Below are 15,597 nucleotides of genomic sequence, written 5' to 3'. Positions count from 1 at the left end.
TACGCGGTGCTATGCGGTGGCGGGGTGCGCCTTGGGGATGAGGAGCGAGGCGAGCACGGCGCCGATGGCGGCCAGCGTGAGGGCGCCGAAGCCGTAGGTGTAGCCGTCGTCGGTCGGCAGCCCGGTGGCTGCGAGCTGCGTGCTGATGATGCCGCCCATGAGGGCCGCGCCGATGGCGCCGCCGATCGTGCGGACGTTGGCGTTGACCCCGTTGGCGATGCCCGTCTGCTCGGGCGGCACGGCCTCCACGATCACGTTCGACAGCGTGGAGACCGCGCATCCGAAGCCGAGGCCGAGCAGGGCCATCGAGACCACAACCTGGCACGCCTCCTGGTGCAGGAAGGCGAGCAACGCCAGGGAGGCCGTTATCAGCACGGCTGAGGCGCTCAGCACGGCGCGCGCGCCGACCCGGCGCGTGATCCGAACGGCCAGCAGTCCGGCGAAGAACATCGTTATCGTCATGGGCATGAGGAAGAGTCCGGCCTCGGTGGGACTCGCGTCGAAGCCGTAGCCGCCCGCCGAGGGGCTCTGCAGGAAGGCGGGCAGGAAGCCGAAGACCGCGAAGAGCCCCATTCCGATCAGCATCGAGACCAGGTTGCCGGTCCACACCGCGGGGATGCGCATCATGCGCATGTCGACCAGAGGGCTGGCCGAGCGGTTCTCCGACCGGACCCAGGTCGCGAGGAGGAGGGCAGCGGCGATCAGGGTGCCGATCACCTTGCCCGAGCCCCACCCCCACTTCGCGCCCTGTGTGAGCGGCACCAGCAGGGCGAGCAGGCCGCCGGCCATCAGGGCGGCCGAAAGCCAGCTGATCGGCCCGTCGATCCGTGACGGCGACGGCGGGACCACGATCTTCGCGGCCACCGCGGCGCCGACAATGGCCACGAGGGGGATCCAGAAGAGGGCGCGCAGGCCGAACCAGTCGACGAGGGGACCGGACAGGAGCAGGCCCACGCCGCCGCCCACGGCGATCAGGGCCGAGGCCAGACCGACGGCCCCGGGCACGCGTTCGCGCGGCAGCTCGTCACGGATGATGCCGAAGACCAGGGGTATCACGCTGCCGCCGATTCCCTGGATCGCACGCCCGACGATCATCGCGGAGATGTCGGTGGCCAGTGCCGAGACCAGCGAACCCACGGCGAGTGCGACGAGCGCCAGGACGAGGATCCGGTCCTTCCCGTACCGGTCGCCCAGCCGCCCCAGGATGGGAGTGAAGACGGCCGCCGACAACAGGAACGCGGTGACGACCCAAGTGATCATGGACTGCGTGGTGTGCAGTTCCGCCTGGAGCTGCGGCAGGACTGGGTTGATCAAGGACTGCAGCAGCGAGTAGGCGAAGGTGCTGAACAGGACGATGGCCAGGATCACGTTCGGGCGCGAGGCGGGTTGCCGAGCTGGGCGGGACATGAAAAGTGCCTTTCTCGTCCCGGGCGTGAGCGTGTCCTCGCCCACGCCGGGACCGAGCGTGAGGAGAAGAAGTGAGAGGGTGCCGCGCGGTGGTGGTGCGCGGTGGTGTGCACGGCTGTGGTACACACGCGTCCGGCCGGGTCCCGGAAATCCGGAACCCGGCCGGACGCGGGCGAACAATCGGTCAGGCGGTGATGGTGCGGGGCTCCAGGTAGGCCTCGAGACTGGACACGTTCTGTTCGCGGCCGATGCCGGAGAGCTTGATGCCGCCGAACGGGGCCTCGAGGTCGTTGAAGATGCGGTTGACGAGGACGGCGCCGGCCTCCACCTGAACGGCGACGCGGCGGGCGCGCTCGGTGTCGGTGGAGAACACCTGGGCCTGCAGGCCGTACGGGCTGTCGTTGGCGATGCTCACCGCGTCGTCGTCGTCCTCGAAGGGGATGACGACGAGGACCGGGCCGAAGATCTCCTCGCGGGCGATCCGCATCTGGTTGGTGACTCCGGTGAAGACCGTGGGCTGGACGTACCAGCCCTTCTCCAGGCCCTCGGGCCGGCCTTCGCCGCCCACCAGGATCTGTGCGCCCTCCTCGAGACCGAGCCGGATGTAGCTCTGGACGCGGTCGTACTGGGCCTGGCTGACGACCGGTCCGACACCCGTCTCCGGGTCGCGCGGGTCACCGGCCCGGAAGCCCGGCATCGTGGCCTCGATGGCCTGGAGGACCTCGTCGAGCCTGTGGCGCGGCGCGAGGATGCGCGTGCCGGAGAAGCAGGTCTGCCCGTTGTTGAGGAATCCGGAGGCGAGTGCCATGGGGATCGCCGCGGACAGGTCGGCGTCGTCGAGCAGGATGGTGGGGCCCTTGCCGCCGAGCTCGAACGTCAGGCGCTTGAAGGTGTCGGCCGCGTTGCGCATGATGCGTGAGCCGACGGGGGTCGAGCCGGTGAAGCTGACCTTGGCCACGTCCGGGTGGGAGGTGATGACATCGCCGATGACGTCGCCGCGGCCGGTCACGATGTTGACCACGCCCGGCGGCACGTCGGCGGCGTCGAGCGCCTCCATGACGACCTGGGTCTGCGAGGCGCTGAGCTCGCTCGGCTTGACGACGACCGTGGTGCCGGCGGCGAGCGCGTAGGCGACCTTCTGCGCGACGAACACGATGTTCAGGTTCCAGGGCGTGATGACCGCGGCGACGCCGACCGGATTCATCATGACGGTGCTGGAGCCCTGTTCGCGGCTGAAATCGTACGACTGGAGGAGCTTCGCGGCCTCGGTGAACATCACCGGTGCCAAGGGGAGGAGTTCGTCGACGATGCCGCGCACCGCGCCGTACTCCTCGACCATGGCTTCCTTGAAGTCGTCCAGACGCTCGGTGAAGGAGGCGCTCAGACGGTTCAGCACGGCGATGCGCTCGTCCTTGCCCGTCTTCGACCAGGTACTGAAGGCCCGCTTGGCGGCGGCGACGGCCGTGTGCACGTCAACCTCGTCGGCCAAGCGCACCTCACCGATGATCCCCTCGGTCGCGGGATTGAAGAGGGAGAAGAGCTCGGTCCCGTGCGGAGTCACGAACTTGCCGTCGACGTATATCTGGTTGATCTTTCGCATGTCTCTCATCCTCTTCAGCGGAAAGGTGTGTCGAACCGGCTCGCCGGGGAACGCGGGGCCTTGTGGGCCGCGCGTTCCCCGGCCGAGGCTGATGAAAGGTCAGGCGATATACGCCGGGCCGCCGTTGCCCTCGGTCTGGTAGCCGTGGTGGGTCCGCTCCAGGCGGATGCTCTCCGCGACGGTCCAGGCGTGGTACTTGGTGTTGACGGTGGCGCCGGCCAGCCGCTCGGGCCAGATCTGACCGTTGGAGGTCTTCTTGGTGAGCGTCTTCTCGGTCGCGTAGTTGGCGATCGAGTTGAGCCAGTTCTCACCGCCCACCGTCTGGTGCTCGCGGCCCATGCCGGCGAGGAAGCCCTGGAGAGCCTCGGCGCTGCTCATCTCCCAGAGTGCCTCCTCGGAGTACTTGAGCAGGTCGTGCCAGTACTCCCGGACGATCTCCACGTCCTCGCGGGTGCCCCAGCGGGAGATGTGCCCGCCGATGAGGGCCTTGAAGTCGTAGCTGAGGATGTCGTCGTGGGCCTGGTAGAAGCCGCTGATGTTCTCCGACACGTCGGCGTGCATGAACGTCACCGAGCCGGGGCTGATGATGTCGATCTTGGTGAGGACCTTCTGGTCCGGGGCGTAGATGTAGATGTTGTCCGGCGTGTGGTCCGCGCCCTTGTGGGAGAGCTCCAGCTTGACGCCGCCGACCTCGAGGGTCGCGTCCGTCTTGAAGGTCTCGGTGGGCAGCGGCCGCTGCTTGTCGGGGAAGCGGGCCAGCAGCTCACGGGTGATCTCGTGCCCGACGATCTTGACGTCGGGGCCGAACTGGGAGGCGGAACCGATGTGGTCGGAGTGCCAGTGGCTGTAGATCAGGTGGGTGACCGGCTCGTTGGTGATGGAGCGGATCGCCGCCGGCAGGTTCTCGCCGAGGCCGGGAGGAGCGTCGATCACAACGACGCCGGCGCCGGTCACCACGAAGCCGGCCTCGTAGCCTGCCGGGCTGGTGACCCAGTAGAAGTTGCCGCCGTCGCCGAGATTCTCGACGTGGTAGCCCTTCTCGTAGAACGCCGGGTCCTTCAGGTATTCCGGCATGAAGTGCGCGGGAGAGGGGTAGTGCTCCTCCGGCAGAGCCTTGGGGAAGCCCCACTTGGTCGTGTAGAAGTCGCCGTACTTGCTGCTCATGATGTTGTTGCCTTCCTGTTTCAGTTCTGGTCGGTGGCTGCGAGGCGCAGGACCGGCTTGATGACGTCACCGCTGGCCGCGTCGGCGAAGGCGGTGTTGACGTCGTCGAGGTCGTAGAACCGGATCAGTCTGTCGACGGGGAAGCGACCGGACCGGTACAGCTCGACGAGCTTGGGGATGAAGAGCTGCGGGACGGCGTCGCCCTGGACGATTCCCTGGACCGACTTGCCGAGCGCGATCTCGGCCGGCGGCACCGCGGCGTCCGGGGCTGCGCCGGCCACCAGGCCGACCTGCCCCAGGGGCGCCAGGGCGGCGACGGCGTGCCGGAGCATGTCGGCGCGGCCGGTGGTGTCCAGGACGTACTGGATGCCTCCGCCGGTGATCTCCCTGATCGCCGCGGCGACGTCGTCCGTCTCCAGGACGTTCAGGGTGTGGGTGGCGCCCAGCTCCTCCGCGAGGGCGAGACGGCCGGCGTGGACGTCGACCGCGACAATCGTCGTCGCTCCCGCCACGCGGGCCGCCATCAGGGCGCCGAAGCCGACGGCTCCGACACCGAAGACCGCGACGGTTCCGCCGGCCGGGACGTCGAACGAGTTCAGCACGGCTCCGGCGCCCGTCTGCACGCCGCAACCGAGCGGAGCCAGCGTCTCCAGGGGCACGTCCTTGTCCACCTTGACCGTGTTGCGCGAGGTGGTCAGGGCGTAGGTGGCCATGGAGGACTGGCCGAAGAAGTGGCTGTTGAGCTCACGGTCCGTGCCGTCGACGCGGTGCGCACCACGGGTGCCGTCGGTCCTCGCACCTGCGAAGTTGGCTGCCACCGCCTTGTCGCAGTACGCGGGATGCCCGCTCAGGCACTGGGCGCACTCGCCGCACGACTGGTACGACAGGACGACGTGGTCGCCGGGCTGCACCGAAGTGACTGCCTTCCCGACCCGCTCGACGATGCCGGCGCCTTCGTGGCCCAGCACCATCGGGAGCGGAGCCGGTGCGCGGCCGTGCATGACGTGGGCGTCGGTCTGGCAGACACCCGTGGCCACGATCTTGACCAGGATCTCGTCGTCCCGCGGCTCGTCCAGCTCGAGCTCAGTGATGACGAGCGGTTCGTCGGCCGCCTCGGCTACTGCTGCGCGTATGCGCATGGGAACTCCCTTTCTCCTGCGGAGGATCACAGCCGTTTCTGGGGACCGGCCTTCGGCTCGGCCCGCCAGAGCGGGCGGTCCAACAGAAGGTCTCCGTCCAAGAATGTGTTTCTCTTAGATCGTCTGCTAAGCAGCATACATACTGGTCGGCTGGTGCACAACGGCTCTGATCGGCGTTTGACCGCCGTCACTGCGACGGGGTTCTGCCTGGCCGGGGCGTTGGGGGGCAAGCCTGACTTCCTGCGGGTGGAACGGCTGGTGGGCCCGGCTCGCAGACGACAGGACGGGCGTGTCGGCTACATCTGCGGCTCGATCGGGGTGAGGGTGGGACGGAGGCAGGTGAAGGTTCACTTGTCCGCAGTACCCCATGGCGCCCCACCTCCCCGGTGTGATCGAACGGATGTGGCACCCATCGCTGCCGGAGGGGCGTGGCGCACCAGGGTGAAGTGCGGGTGAAGTCCCTGGCGCGTGCGGGGAGGGATATCCCCATTCAGCGCGTTCTTGCAAGGAACCCCGGGCTTCAGCCCTTCATGTATGCCGGCTGCAGGAGGTGCAGCCACAAGGATGGGCAACGAAACTCGGTCCGCCGACTCGGTCGGCGGACCGTCGTACAGGGCTGGGCCGGAGTGGGCGACCCCGGCCGGGGCGGGGTGCGTGTCGTTGCGCGGGCGGCCGGGATGAGCGAGACCACGGTGCGGCGTGGGGTCGCGGAGCTGCAGCCGGAGCCGCGCCGCTGCCCGGCGGCCGGGCCAGGGTTGCGGGTGGGGGTCGCAAGCGGGCGGAGGAGCGGGAGCCAGAGCTGGTGGCGGCGTTGTTGGCGTTGGTGGAGCCGGACGAGCGGGGTGATCCGACCTCGCCGCTGCGGTGGACGACACAGTCGCTGCGGAACCTCGCCGAGGAGCTGGCCCGGCAGGGATATGCGGTCTCGGCGCCGACGGTGGGCCGGCCTCTGAAGGCCCAGGGCTTCAGCCTGCAGGTGAATGCCAAGACGCTGGAGGGTAAGCAGCACCCGGACCGCGACTACCAGTTCCGCCACATCAACCAGCAGGTCAAGGCGTTCCAGGCCGAGGGCGAGCCGGTCCAGGTCGAAGACCGCCACTTCTTCTTCTCCGGCCCGGATGTGGAGCACGCCATTCCGTACGGGATCTACGATCTGGCACGGAACACCGACTGGGTGAACGTCGGCATCGACCACGACACCTCGGTGTTCGCGGTGGAGTCCATCCGCCGCTGGTGGCGCATGCGCGGCCGGCTGGACTACCCGACCGCGACCCGGCTGCTGATCACCGCGGACGCGGGCGGCTCCAACAGCTACCGCTACCGGGTCTGGAAGAGCGCGCTGGCCGCGCTGGCCGCCGAGACCAACCTGGCCATCGCGGTGCGTGGTCAGCACCTTGTCGCGGTGACCGTTGCGCTAGGTCGTACGGGTATCGGCGTGCTCGCCGGGCACCGCGCCAATATGGACGGTGGCCTCGGCCACGATGAGGTCCTGCAGGATCCGCCGGGCCAGGACCCTGATCAACTCGATTCCGTCCGCCGTACGCAGTGACTCCATCAGCCGGAGCAAGTCATGCTGGGACAAGGCCATCGTGTCACCTCTCTCAACGAGCACCGCTACTGGGAGAGGTGCGCGATGGCCGACTTTGACCAGGGGCTACGCGGAGATCGCTGCAACACCATGTGGTGGGACACGATCGGCGGGGGAAGGTGACGGGCGGCGGCGCGGCGCTCGCCGCGATGGCGGCACGATCCGTACCCAGGCCGCCACACTGTGGTCGTCGCGTCGTCGCGTCGTCGCCTCGTCGCCGTTGGGCCGTCACGGTCGGGCGGCCCGGGCCGGTGCGCCGACGGCCCTGGGACGCTGTTCCGTCGTGACCGGTCAGATGTTGGGGCGCGCCTGCCTGCGCCGGGTGGCACGCGCCGGCTTCTTGGTGTCGGTCAGCTCCGCCCCCAGTTCTCCGGGGTTCGTCTCCTCGATCAGGGTCACTCGGCGTGCGACGGCGTACAGCGTTTCACGGAAGGCTGCCCGCGACTCCTCGGGCAGCTCGGAGAGAAGTACCTGGTCGATCTGGAGGACCTTCGTGTGCAGGGCTTCATACACCTCCTCGCCGGTGTCCGTGGAGATGATCTGCCGGCTTCTGCGGTCCGCGGGGTCCGGCTTGCGCTCGACCAGGCCCGCTTCCTCCATGTCGTCCAGCAGGTAGGTCATCATGGTCCGGTCCATGCCCATTCGATGGGCGATGAACCTTTGACTGCAGGCCTCGCCGCGGACGGCGGCAGCCAGGATGAAGTAGCCGCGAAGACCTCCGGGAAGGTCCGCGACCGTCGCTTCGATGCACCTTGCGTAGGCCCGGAAGACCACCCCGAAGGCGAAGCCGAAGTCGTCCTCGAGCATTGGCTGCACGGTCGGCGTCTCCGCTTGGCCGTCGCTTTCCTTCATTGTCATGAAGCCCTCCGACACGCTCGGTCAGCCGTGGTGAGCGACTGGGCATGGATGTGCCACTTACGTTGCATCCAGCAAAGTATAGTCTGCCTAGCAGACGATTTTGCAAAGGCTATCGTCCATGGCGACCACCTGCTCGCCTCGCGTGGGATCGCACCCCGTTTCGTCTGACCGCCCCTCCCCGTCGGGCGGCGGCCCGACGCCGCTGGCCGTGACGACCGGCATCGCGGGCCGAGGAAGGTCCGATCTTGTGGATGAGTCCGCTGTCGGCCCATCTGGAGAGTTGCCGATACATCGTGTCCAGCCGGATGTCGCCGAAGCGGGCGGCGATCTCTGCGACTCTCCACAGGCGGGTCGGATCGTCCTGGAGGAGGGCGAGAATGCGGTGCCGACGGCGCTGAGCTGGGACGGAGTGCCGGTCGTCGCGGGAGGCTGTGGGCAGGGGCGGCTGTTCGGGACCTGGAGTGAGGACGATGACGCCGAGGTCGGTGATGGTGCGGCTCCGGTCGGGACGTCCGTCGTCGCGTCGCTCGCTGTAGCGGGACATTGGGGACTTGACCTTGCGGGCGCTGGTCCGGTGACGGCGGGCGGGGGAACCGGTCCTCAGGTACAAGCTGTCTTGGTCGACTGCTTGTACCAACGAGCTCCGTTGCTTCACGTCATAGATCCTTCAACGCCCTTGCACGACCTGCAAGTTCGTTAACTTCCCGGCCTTGGGGGAAACCCCCGGAAACGAGCCCCCGGCTCTGCGGAACTGGCATGCAACATAACGACGATGGCCAAGGATTGTCCGAGCCGGTCTGTTGTCAGGCCACCTGCGAGCTCGCAACCAACCCTCGCGCTCAGGTGGCGTGTGACTCACCGGCGACTCCCTTCGTCGCGGTACATCCAGGTCTGCTGCGGCAGAGCCCCTACCGTGATCATCGCCACCTGCGGTGGGCTCTTTGAGCGTCGCGGGCGAGGTGTACGCATTCACTGCGGCAGCACCTGAAGGGCGGGGCCGACGTGGCGATCGAAACCGGTGACCGAACTCGGGGGCGGGGGCGCGCTGACACCGAGGCGCCTGCGGTTACCTGTTCCCTTTTACCGCCGGCGCACCGCCCTGGTCGGCCACGACCGTGACACGGGGAACATCGGTACAGCGGTAGAGAGCGGCTGGGCGGTGTCCGCATGGATGCCGCCCAGCCCCGCGAGGTCGCCGGCTTCGCTTTGCGTGGGTCAGGGCTCGATCCGCAGGTCCTCGATGAGGCCGTCGCCGAGACTGAAGCGGAAGTGGAGGTCGACCACACCGCCCGGGAAGTCGCCCTCCACGCGGTGGGTGGTGACGTAGTGGTCCGCATCGGCCTTCTGCGCGCCGATGAGTTCGATCGTGTACGTGTACTCGCCGGCAGAGCGGGTCATCCAGGCTTCGATCGCCGTGGCTCCCTGATGGGTCTTGCCCTCGTCGGTCACGGTGGCGTCCGGGCGGAGGAAGCTGAGTGCCGTGGCGGCGTCGTGGACGCGGTGGGCCTTCAGAAAGCCGGTGATGGCCTCGGGTAGGGCCTCGGGAGCGATGGTCTGGGGCTGGTCGGTCGACATGAGGGCTCCTAGGGATGGGGGATTAGAGGGTAGGGATGGTGCCGCCGTCGAGGACGTGCTCGGCGCCGACGATGCCGGAGGCGCGGTTGGAGACGAGGAAGGCGACGAATTCGGCAACTTCCTCGGGGCGGGCGGGACGGCCCAGCGGGATTCCGCCGAGGGAGTCCATGAGCTGCTTCAGTGCCGCTTCGTGAGTGGTGCCGGCGTTCTGCGCGATGCGGGCGACGAACTGGTCGGCGGCGGTGGTCTGGACGAGACCGGGGCTGACGGAGTTGACGCGGATGCCGAGCGGGGCGACCTCGTTGGCCAGGCCCTTGCTGTAGGTGGTCAGTGCGGCTTTGGCGGCGGCGTAGGCGAGGGTGCCGTCCCTTAGCGGCATGCGGAGCTGGATCGAGGAGACGTGCACGATGGCGCCACGTCCGGCTTCGGTCATGGCGGGCAGCAGGCCGCGGTCCAGGCGGACGGCGGCGAGGAGGCTGAGTTTGAGCTCGATGGAGCGGCCAGGTCCGCGGTGATGATGTCCGAGGCGGCTATGCCGTCCGGGTGGCTGCGCGCGGTGACCAGCACGGTGGCGCCGGCCTGTGACAGGTGCCGGGTGACGGCCGCACCGGCGCCTTTCGTGCCGCCGGTGACCAGGGCGCGTCGGCCCTTAAGGGAGTCGCCGGTTTCGCCGAGGGGGGTGGCCATGACGTGTTCCGTTCCCGGGTGCGGGCTCGGGAGGGGGCGCACCCGTCGTTACTGCTAAAATAGAAGCCAGTAGCTTCGACTTTAGCAGTAACTCTGCGGAGGTGGTCAACTTGGCAAGCCGGATCAGGGCGGAAGACTTCGAATGCCCGCTGTCCACGACCGTGCAGCACGTCGGCGAATGGTGGACGCTGCTGCTCCTCCATGACGCCTTCGACGGGTACACGCGCTTCGATCAGTTCCAGGAGAACCTCGGCATCTCCACCAGCATGCTCACCGCGCGCCTCAAGACGCTGGTCGCGGACGGCCTGCTGGAGCGCCGTCCCTACCAGACCAATCCCGTCCGCAACGAGTACGTCCTGACCGACCTGGGACGCTCCCTGCGCCCCGTGATCATCACGTTGGCGGCGTGGGGCAACTCCCGCCTCACCCCCGAGCAGCGCAGCATGATCCTGATCGACACCACAAGCGGCGAAGAGGTCGAACCCGTGGTCGTCGATGCCACAACGGGCCGCCGCCTCGACGACAGCCATGCCTACGTGTTCGCCGCCGGCCCCGCCGCCGGCCCCGCCATGCGGGCCCGCTACCCCCGCAGCGGCGAGACCACCGCTGACGAACCCGCCCGCACCAGCTGACGCACACGCCACCCCGCCGGCGAGCCGCACCCGCTCGACCCGCCCTTCCCCGGAGGATCCGTGCCCACCGCCGACGAACTGATCAGCCCCGACACCATCCGCGGTCTGACGGCCGTCCTGCGCAGCACGTCCCCCACCGCCTCCCGCTGGCGCACCGTGGCCGGCAGCGCGGCCACCCTCGGCCCGCTCTCCCTCAGCCAGCGGGCCCGTGCGGTCGGCGAGGCCCTCCTGGCCGACACCGGCCACAACTACACCCACCTCGCCCACGCGACGCGCGCGACCCTCACCAGCGACGACCTCACCGGCTGGATGGTCTGGCCGCTCACCGAGGCCGTCGCCTCCGCTGCCACCGCATCCTCCTCCGACGCGGACTTCGACGACGGACTCGACCTCCTCGCCCAGCTCACCCCCCGTCTCACCGCAGAATTCGCGCTGCGAACCTTCCTCAACGCCGACCTGTCCAGAACGCTGGCCGCCGCAGCAGCCTGGACCGCCTCCCCCGACGCCGCGGTGCGCCGGCTGGCCAGCGAAGGCACCCGCCCCAAACTGCCCTGGGCCCGCCAGGTCCCCGAGCTGACCCGCAACCCCGCCGCCACCCTCTCTCTGCTGGACCGGCTGCACACCGACACCTCCGACACCGTGCGCCGCTCGGTCGCCAACCACCTCAACGACATCTCCCGCCTCGACCCCGATCTCGCCACCGCCCAGGCTGCCCGCTGGGCGAGCGGCGCCGCACCGACCAGCCCCGCGCTGATCCGCCACGCCATGCGCACCCTCGTGAAACAGGGCAACCCCACCGCGCTGGAACTGGTCGGCTTCCATGGCGACCGCACCGATCTCACGGTGGAAGGCCCCCTCTTGGAGCGAACCGGCATCCCCCTGGGCGGCACAGTCGACTTCACCGCCCGCATCACCAACATCTCGGACAAGCCGGTCACCCTGGCCATCGACTACGTCGTCCACCATCTGAAGGCCAACGGCAAACAGACCCCCAAGGTCTTCAAACTCGCCAAGCGCGCCCTGTCCCCCGGCGAGACGACCGAACTGGGGCGCAGCCACGCCTTCCGCACCATCAGCACACGCCGCTACTACCCCGGCACCCATGCCATCCAGCTCCAGGTCAACGGACACCCCTACGACAAGGTGTCCTTCAATCTCGTCTTTGCTGAATAGTCTCCGCGTCTGGATAGTCCCCGCGTCCATCAGGGGGCAGGACCCGCAGACCCGCGGCCTGCCCGAATCGGACCGGGAACGCCGTCCTGTCCGCTGCTACGCGGATCCGTCGTCCTCGACGAGGTGACCGGCTGTCAGGGGCGGTACATGGCTGAGCGGGTCATCCACGATCGGAGCGATGAGACCGACGTCCGCAGACTGCTCACTCCTCGCCTCCGTCGTCGTCCTCGTCCAGGTCTGGAGCGTCCGGATCCCAAGGACCGCAGCGTGCCGTCGGCCGGTGGAGGCGCGGAAGCTGTAGCGGCCGAGCAGGTACGGGCTGCGGTGCTTCGACTCCGCGTGGCCGGGCGGCTCCGCTTCGCAGAGCAGGGGGGCGCGTTTCGGTCCATGCGCTGCCGGGGCCTTCAGCACGTGCTGGCGGACCCGCCGGTGATCATGCCGACCGAGTAGGACCGCATCATGGCGTACCGCCATCGCCGCGACCAGTTCAGGACGCCGGTCCTCCCTGGGCGCCGGGTGGAGAGCTCGCTGACGATCCGACTGATCGCGGGGCGGTCACGCTGGCTGATGCGTGGTCGCGTGTCAGTCGGCGGAGGCTTCCTCCTCCAGGTTGCCGAGCACGGCTTCCGACAGGTCCGCCAGGGCGTCGAGCTGCCGGGGGCTGGCGAAGTCGAGGAAGACGCGGCGCACGTAGTCGATGTGCAGGGGGATGGCCTTGGCGATGACCTCGCGCCCGTCCTCGGTGAGTGCTACGTGACTGCCGCGGATGTCCTCGGCGCAGGCACGGCGCTCGACGAGCCCGCGCGAGATCATCCGTGAGACCTGGTGGGTAACGCGGGTCTTCTCCCATCGCAGGAGTTCCCGCAGCTCGAACATGCGCAGGGAGCCGCCGGGTTGCAGGGACAGACCGCTGAGGATGGCGTAGTCCGTCAGTGACAGGCCGGTGTCGCGCAGCAACTGCCGGTTCATGTGCCGGCGGAGGTCCTCCTGCATGGTGAGGAACCCCCACCACGCGCGCCGCTCGCGTTCGTTCAACTGCCGAAACTCGCTCACCCGGCCAGGTTACCAACCTCGGTGACTCGTCTCCCTTCGAGACGTCGGCGTCGCGTGCGCCACACTCCTAAAAGTGGAGCTTGCTTTCCAAATAAGGGTGATGCATCATCCATCTCGGAGGGGTGATGTGTCACCCACAACGCACGAGGAATGGAGCATGTCATGGGACGGACCTGGCTTGTTACCGGCGCAGCCTCGGGGCTCGGCCGCGAGATTGCCAGGGCCGCACTCGGCGACGGTGACACCGTCGTGCTGGCGGACCGCCGCACTCAGGGGGCGCAGGAACTCGTCGCGGCCTACCCGGACCGGACCCTGCCGCAGGAACTGGACGTGACCGACTCGGCGCGGATCGATGAGGTCGTCGGCGAGGTGATCGCCCGGTACGGGCGGATCGACGTTCTCGTCAACGCCGCGGGCCGGGGCCACATCGGCGCGGTTGAGGAGACCACCGAGGAGCAGCTGCGGTCCCTGATGGAGCTGCACCTCTTCGGCCCGGTCGCGCTGACCCGGGCGGTCCTGCCGCACATGCGCAAGCGGCGCAGCGGCGCAGCGGCGCAGCGGCGCAGCGGCGCCATCATCCAGGTCAGCAGCCTGGCCGGGCAGACCTCCGTCCCCGGCATGTCGGCCTACTCCGCCGGCAAGTTCGGTCTGGAAGGTCTCTCGGTCGCCCCGGCCCAGGAGGTCGCTCCGCTGGGCATCAAGGTGCTGATCGCCCAGCCGGGTGCGATGCGCACCTGCTGCGCCGGAGCCGCGATGAGCGAATCCGAGCACATCGCCGACTACGAGGGCACCGTGGGCGAGCTGCGTGCCACGTGGAGGAAGTCACGGGTCAGCAGAAGGGCGACCCGGCGAAGATCGCCTCCGTCCTCCTGGCCGCTCTGGCCGCCGACAACACCCCGCTGCGGCTGGCGCTCGGCAACGACGCGCTGGACCGCCTCACCGCCGTGGCCGAGGAGACGGAGAAGGAGCGCGCCCTCTGGACATCCGTCAGCCGCAGCACCGATTTCGAGACCTGAGCCCTATCACCCTGCCGGCCGGATGCAGCCGGCGTACCGACGGACACCCCGCACGACGGGATGGAAAGGAGCTCGCAATGGGGCGAGTGGAGAACAAGACAGCACTGGTCACGGGCGGTGCGATGGGGATGGGGGCCGCTACGGTCCGTCGGCTCGCCGCCGAGGGCGCCAACGTGGTCATCGCCGACGTGAGCATGGAGGCCGCGCAGGTCCTGGCGAAGGAGGTCGGACCGTCCGTCGTCGTCGAACGACTCGACGTACGGTCGGAGCAGCAGTGGGCCGACGTCGTCCGGCGCGCGGAGGAACGCTTCGGGTCCGTGGACATCCTCGTCAACAACGCGGGCATAGCCGATACGGCTCCGCTGGAGGAATGGGACACGGCGCGGGTGCAGCGCGTCCTGGACGTGAACCTGATCGGTGTCTTCAACGGCATCCAGGCCGTCGTCCCGGCGATGAAGCGCGCCGGCGGCGGCTCGATCGTCAACATGGGTTCCGTCGGCGGCCTCCAGGGACTGCCGGGGATGTCCGGATACGTCGTCTCCAAATGGGGCGTGCGCGGACTGACCAAGGCGGCCGCCCTGGAACTGGGCGCGTACGGCATCCGGGTCAACGCGGTGCACCCGGGCCAGATCCACACCCCCATGACCCAGGGCATCCCGTTCGACACCGACAGCATCGCCCTCGGGCGGGTCGGTGAACCGGACGACATCGCCGGCATCGTCCTGTTCTTCGCCGGCGACGACTCCCGGTTCGTCACCGGGACCGAAGTGGCCGGCGACGGCGGTCAGAGCGCTGGCGCGGCCAACTACCAGGGCCTGCCGGACTGACAGGCCCCGCAGGCACCCCGATCAGCCGCACCGTCTGCTCGAGCCTGCCATCTGAGCAGGCGGTGCCGGCTCGGCGCCCTCGGGCGACCCCTTGCCATCCCCCGAGCCCGCGGGCGCACCTCTTGCACGTCCACATCCCGAACCGGCGCGGCACCGGGCCTCAGTAGCCCGTGCCCCGCCGCGAGAACACGAGAACCACCAGAACCAGGAGAACCACCATCATGACCACCCCCGTCCGCCTCGCCGTCATCTACTACTCCTCGACCGGCTTCTCCGCCGAGATCGCCAGGCTCATCGGTGAAGCAGCGGAGAAGGCGGGCGCCGAAGTGCGTCTGCGCAAGGCCGCCGAGCTGGCTCCGGAAGCGGCCGTCGCCTCCAACGAGGCATGGGCCGCGCACGCTGCCGCCAGCGCCGACATCCCCGAGGCCACGCCGGCCGACGCCGAGTGGGCCGACGCGATCATCTTTGGTACGCCCACGCGGTTCGGCAACATCTCTTCCCAGCTCAAGCAGTTCGTCGACACCCTCGGCGGCCTGTGGATGCAGGGCAAGCTCTCGGACAAGGTCTACAGCGGCTTCGTGACCACCGCCACCGCCCACGGCGGCCAGGAGTCCACCCTGCTCGCCCTGTACAACTCGATCCACCACTTCGGCGGCCTCATCGTGTCCCCCGGCTACACCGACCCGGTGAAGTTCGTCGACGGCAACCCGTACGGCACCTCCCACGTCGACGCCCAGGGCAGCAACCCGATAGGCGACCAGACCCGCAACGCCGCGCGCCACCAGGCGGAGCGCGTGGTCCGGATCGCGGCGGGGCTGAAGCGAGGCCTGGCTGACTGAGGCGCCATCCTGGGGGTGGTCGGCCCCGACACCGGATGC

Annotated in this window: 12 protein-coding genes and 4 pseudogenes; 7 read left to right on the top strand and 9 right to left on the bottom strand. The window is 68.8% G+C overall.

Annotated features, from left to right (window positions below):
* Window positions 1-9: 9 nt before the first annotated feature.
* The 4 genes from IH54_RS0109845 to IH54_RS0109830 all read right to left on the bottom strand — a co-directional run bounded on the left by IH54_RS0109845 (window position 10) and on the right by IH54_RS0109830 (window position 5,310).
* Window positions 10-1,407 carry an MFS transporter gene (locus tag IH54_RS0109845; protein WP_031514959.1) on the bottom strand — a complete coding sequence of 466 codons (1,398 nt, stop codon included), beginning with the start codon at window positions 1,405-1,407 and terminating at the stop codon, window positions 10-12.
* Between the two features lie 184 nt (window positions 1,408-1,591).
* Window positions 1,592-3,007: an aldehyde dehydrogenase family protein gene (locus IH54_RS0109840; RefSeq protein ID WP_031514958.1), complete on the bottom strand. Its 1,416-nt coding sequence runs from the start codon at window positions 3,005-3,007 to the stop codon at window positions 1,592-1,594.
* Between the two features lie 99 nt (window positions 3,008-3,106).
* On the bottom strand, window positions 3,107-4,171 hold the full coding sequence (locus tag IH54_RS0109835) for an MBL fold metallo-hydrolase (RefSeq protein WP_078862068.1): 1,065 nt from the start codon (window positions 4,169-4,171) through the stop codon (window positions 3,107-3,109).
* A gap of 20 nt (window positions 4,172-4,191) precedes the next feature.
* Complete coding sequence (locus IH54_RS0109830) at window positions 4,192-5,310, bottom strand: NAD(P)-dependent alcohol dehydrogenase (RefSeq protein ID WP_031514956.1); 1,119 nt, start codon at window positions 5,308-5,310, stop codon at window positions 4,192-4,194.
* Window positions 5,311-5,948: 638 nt separating this feature from the next.
* On the opposite strand from IH54_RS0109830, the pseudogene IH54_RS39555 reads away from it, so the two are divergent.
* A pseudogene (locus IH54_RS39555) lies at window positions 5,949-6,691 on the top strand (ISAzo13-like element transposase-related protein); the annotation flags it as partial.
* A gap of 36 nt (window positions 6,692-6,727) precedes the next feature.
* On the opposite strand, the pseudogene IH54_RS48075 reads toward IH54_RS39555, so the two are convergent.
* From IH54_RS48075 to IH54_RS39550, 4 genes and pseudogenes are all read right to left on the bottom strand, one after another.
* Window positions 6,728-6,898: pseudogene (locus tag IH54_RS48075) on the bottom strand (IS256 family transposase); the annotation flags it as partial.
* 291 nt (window positions 6,899-7,189) lie between these two features.
* Window positions 7,190-7,705 carry a MarR family winged helix-turn-helix transcriptional regulator gene (locus IH54_RS0109820; protein ID WP_063762276.1) on the bottom strand — a complete coding sequence of 172 codons (516 nt, stop codon included), beginning with the start codon at window positions 7,703-7,705 and terminating at the stop codon, window positions 7,190-7,192.
* A 1,266-nt stretch (window positions 7,706-8,971) separates the two neighbouring features.
* Window positions 8,972-9,331, bottom strand: coding sequence for a nuclear transport factor 2 family protein (locus IH54_RS0109815; protein WP_031514954.1), 360 nt, complete (start codon window positions 9,329-9,331; stop codon window positions 8,972-8,974).
* Window positions 9,332-9,353: 22 nt separating this feature from the next.
* Window positions 9,354-10,018: pseudogene (locus tag IH54_RS39550) on the bottom strand (oxidoreductase).
* 110 nt (window positions 10,019-10,128) lie between these two features.
* Between IH54_RS39550 and IH54_RS39545 the strand changes: the two are divergent.
* Together IH54_RS39545 and IH54_RS0109800 are read left to right on the top strand one after the other, a co-directional pair.
* Window positions 10,129-10,650, top strand: a complete 522-nt coding sequence (locus IH54_RS39545; protein ID WP_031514953.1) for a winged helix-turn-helix transcriptional regulator — start codon at window positions 10,129-10,131, stop codon at window positions 10,648-10,650.
* 60 nt (window positions 10,651-10,710) lie between these two features.
* Window positions 10,711-11,823: a DNA alkylation repair protein gene (locus tag IH54_RS0109800; RefSeq protein ID WP_043180390.1), complete on the top strand. Its 1,113-nt coding sequence runs from the start codon at window positions 10,711-10,713 to the stop codon at window positions 11,821-11,823.
* Window positions 11,824-12,405: 582 nt separating this feature from the next.
* On the opposite strand, the gene IH54_RS0109790 is transcribed toward IH54_RS0109800, so the two are convergent.
* Window positions 12,406-12,876: a MarR family winged helix-turn-helix transcriptional regulator gene (locus IH54_RS0109790; RefSeq protein ID WP_031514950.1), complete on the bottom strand. Its 471-nt coding sequence runs from the start codon at window positions 12,874-12,876 to the stop codon at window positions 12,406-12,408.
* Window positions 12,877-13,026: 150 nt separating this feature from the next.
* On the opposite strand from IH54_RS0109790, the pseudogene IH54_RS46700 reads away from it, so the two are divergent.
* From IH54_RS46700 to wrbA, 4 genes and pseudogenes are all read left to right on the top strand, one after another.
* Window positions 13,027-13,575, top strand: a pseudogene (locus tag IH54_RS46700) (SDR family NAD(P)-dependent oxidoreductase); the annotation flags it as partial.
* A 113-nt stretch (window positions 13,576-13,688) separates the two neighbouring features.
* Window positions 13,689-13,892 carry a hypothetical protein gene (locus IH54_RS46695; RefSeq protein WP_234343434.1) on the top strand — a complete coding sequence of 68 codons (204 nt, stop codon included), beginning with the start codon at window positions 13,689-13,691 and terminating at the stop codon, window positions 13,890-13,892.
* Window positions 13,893-13,969: 77 nt separating this feature from the next.
* A complete protein-coding gene (locus IH54_RS0109780; protein ID WP_031514949.1) occupies window positions 13,970-14,719 on the top strand; it encodes an SDR family NAD(P)-dependent oxidoreductase in 750 nt (249 codons plus the stop codon).
* A gap of 221 nt (window positions 14,720-14,940) precedes the next feature.
* On the top strand, window positions 14,941-15,558 hold the full coding sequence (wrbA, locus tag IH54_RS0109770; RefSeq protein WP_031514947.1) for an NAD(P)H:quinone oxidoreductase: 618 nt from the start codon (window positions 14,941-14,943) through the stop codon (window positions 15,556-15,558).
* Window positions 15,559-15,597 lie beyond the last annotated feature (39 nt).

Origin of the sequence: Streptomyces sp. NRRL F-5123, from assembly GCF_000721495.1 — a bacterium.
In the GTDB taxonomy this organism is placed as follows: domain Bacteria; phylum Actinomycetota; class Actinomycetes; order Streptomycetales; family Streptomycetaceae; genus Actinacidiphila.
This window is presented reverse-complemented; position numbering and strand designations above follow the sequence as displayed.